Raw genomic sequence first — 2,854 nt, 5'->3', positions numbered from 1 at the left:
CGACGTATCGAAAAACAGAAGTTAGACCGCGAAGGCAAACCTTACAACCGTACCCGCTTCCTGTGGGACGGGTTAAGAATGATTCAGGAAACCGGCCCGAATCACCCTACCAGCCTGTATATCTATACAGACCAGAACAGCTACGAACCATTGGCGCGGATAGACACAGATGGCAACCAAGAACAACATATCCGTTATTTCCATACCGACCTGAATGGCTGTCCGGAAGAACTGACCGATGCAAACGGTGAAATACTGTGGGAATGCAGCTTTCAGCTATGGGGAAAACGGATTCATGAAATCGAACATGAATCCGTAGAACAAAACCTCAGATATCAGGGACAATATTTAGACAGAGAAACCGGTTTACATTACAATACTTTCAGGTACTATGATCCGGATATAGGACGCTTTACTCAGCCAGATCCGATTGGGTTGCTGGGTGGTTTTAATCTGTATCAGTATGCGCCTAATGGGTTGACTTGGATTGATCCGTGGGGGCTAAGCTGTGAACCTAAAACTAAGCCAAATTGGACAACGCATGACTATAAACATTTCCCTCCAAAGAATCAATCATGGAAAGATGTAATTAAATCAACTAAATCAGGGCCTGCAAAATATAAACCTGATGTTGATATTAAGACACTAGAGTTTGATGTATTCCATACTGGAATGCCTGTTACTAATGGGAAACAATGGAAAGTAAAAGATATGGGTACAGTTATTGGGGCAAGTGAAGGTAAACCATCACAATGGATTAGAGTTGAACTTAGTGCAAATACAATTCATGGCCATCCAATTTCTTTAAATGAATATATGAGGTTATTGAAATAATGAATATTGATTTATCTAACCCAAAAGGAAAAATTGTATTTAACGAATTTTCATTAAATAAAAATATTCCTCTTTCAATGCAATTAGATGCTTTAAAAGAAGATATGCTGCAAATTGAGTATCCTAATGGATATATTTTAGATATTGGGTGGCGTCCATCTTTCAATATAAATGGCTGCTTTTATATTTATTTAATAAAAGATTTTGATTGGGAAAAACCAATATATAGCAATTTTACTAATGATATAAGCAGCTTAGAATATCAAATTAATCAAGCGATTAGTAAAATCGGATAAGTTAATAGAAAAATTATTTTAAGATATAACTTAAAATACAGCTAAGACCAACATGGTTGTACCAAGACTAAACAAATCGTTAGCAGCCCCAAGCACTACCACTACGACGCTGCCCACCGCCTGCGCGAAGTACGCATCGAACAACTCAACAAAACCGAACGATACCGCTACCTCTATGACGCCCTTGGCCGACGTATCGAAAAACAGAAGTTAGACCGCGAAGGCAAACCTTACAACCGTACCCGCTTCCTGTGGGATGGGTTAAGAATGATTCAGGAAACCGGCTCGAATCACCCCACCAGCCTGTATATCTATACAGGCCAGAACAGCTACGAACCACTAGCGCGGATAGACACAAACGGCAACCAAGAACAACATATCCGCTACTTCCATACCGACCTGAACGGTTGTCCGGAAGAGTTAACCGATGCAAACGGTAAGATACTGTGGGAATGCAGCTTTCAGCTGTGGGGAAAGCGGATTCATGAAATCGAACACGAACCCATAGAGCAGAATCTCAGATATCAGGGACAATATTTAGACAGAGAAACCGGCTTACATTACAATACTTTCAGGTATTATGATCCGGATATAGGTAGATTTACTCAGCCAGACCCGATTGGGCTGCTGGGTGGGTTTAATCTGTATCAGTATGCGCCTAATGGGTTGACTTGGATTGATCCGTGGGGGTTAACAACAGAAAAAATAAAGCTTGATCCAGATGAGATTCTTGTTAATCCTAAAGATGTTAATTTCTCTCAGAAAACTATTAATAGTGCTTTTGATACACCTGAAGGAAAACGAAATATACAATCAGTAATAAATGATGTTCGTAAGGGAAAAGTAAAAGTCACAGATTTTCCAGCAATAAAAGCTGTGAACGTGAAAGGCCAATTAGTAGTCAGAGATGGCAATAGTCGCTTAGCTATTGCACGCAGCGCAAAGGCTAAACAAATAAAAGTAATTATTGAAACAAATGTTGACAAATTAAGAGATTTTACCGGTAGACTTAGAAACAATGGTCTGCGTAATACAGGGACAACTAAAATTCCGATTTGTAAATAAGAGATAAATGTTATGAAAAAAGATTTTGCTTATGCAGTAGAACTCCCTTATTGGCAAGCCCCAAATGATGATATTATAATAAAATCAAAGGGCGATTCATTAACTGCATTTTTTAAAATATGGAGTTCTTCTGCTAAATACTCTGTATTTACAGGTATATTTGACTTCTCTTACGTTTGGGCTATGCGATTCGAACGTAATAAAGATTTAAGTTATTATATTCCACGCGAAGATGATGATTTCCATGCATGTTATTGGATTGTTCCAGAGTCATCATGGTTGGAAAAATTAAAGGCTGAAAGACGTTCCTTTTTCCCTGATTGGGATAAATATGATGTAGGAGAATACACTCATTATATTATTCAAAGTGATTCATTTTATGTTGAAATAATCGCCAAAGATATTAAGATATCAAGAAAAAAACTAAAGGGTGTTTTTTAAAATTATCATATAGTTTAAATATCACTAACGCACTGATGCCAGAGCTAATGCATTAAAAGAATGCTTATCATAGTAAGAAAGGCAATAGTATAAATGGTCGTATAGGAAAAGGAAAATGCTGATGAGTGATTTCAAACTATGGGGTTGGGATAAAAAACCACGCACCATGCTACGGTTTATCAAGGCAGGAGACATATTCTGCTTTAAGCTGGATGAAC

The 2,854-nt window shown here is 37.9% G+C and carries 4 protein-coding genes; all 4 read left to right on the top strand.

All coding sequences use genetic code 11. From position 1 onward, the window contains the following. Positions 1-834, top strand: an 834-nt coding sequence (locus BGI33_RS03055; RefSeq protein WP_218965117.1) for an RHS repeat domain-containing protein, incomplete at its 5' end; no start/stop codon positions are given. Further along, positions 834-1,130, top strand: a complete 297-nt coding sequence (locus BGI33_RS03050) for a hypothetical protein (RefSeq protein ID WP_100089907.1) — start codon at positions 834-836, stop codon at positions 1,128-1,130. The genes BGI33_RS03055 and BGI33_RS03050, both read left to right, overlap by 1 nt. A gap of 267 nt (positions 1,131-1,397) precedes the next feature. After that, positions 1,398-2,195: an RHS repeat domain-containing protein gene (locus BGI33_RS03045; RefSeq protein WP_218965116.1), complete on the top strand. Its 798-nt coding sequence runs from the start codon at positions 1,398-1,400 to the stop codon at positions 2,193-2,195. Between the two features lie 12 nt (positions 2,196-2,207). Continuing rightward, positions 2,208-2,636 carry a hypothetical protein gene (locus BGI33_RS03040; RefSeq protein ID WP_037474060.1) on the top strand — a complete coding sequence of 143 codons (429 nt, stop codon included), beginning with the start codon at positions 2,208-2,210 and terminating at the stop codon, positions 2,634-2,636. The last annotated feature ends 218 nt before the right edge of the window (positions 2,637-2,854 follow it).

The sequence above is a fragment of the Snodgrassella alvi genome (genome assembly GCF_002777425.1).
Classification (GTDB): Bacteria; Pseudomonadota; Gammaproteobacteria; order Burkholderiales; family Neisseriaceae; genus Snodgrassella; species Snodgrassella alvi_B.
Note: the sequence above shows the minus strand (reverse complement) of the source record. Positions and strands in the feature narration are given on the sequence as shown.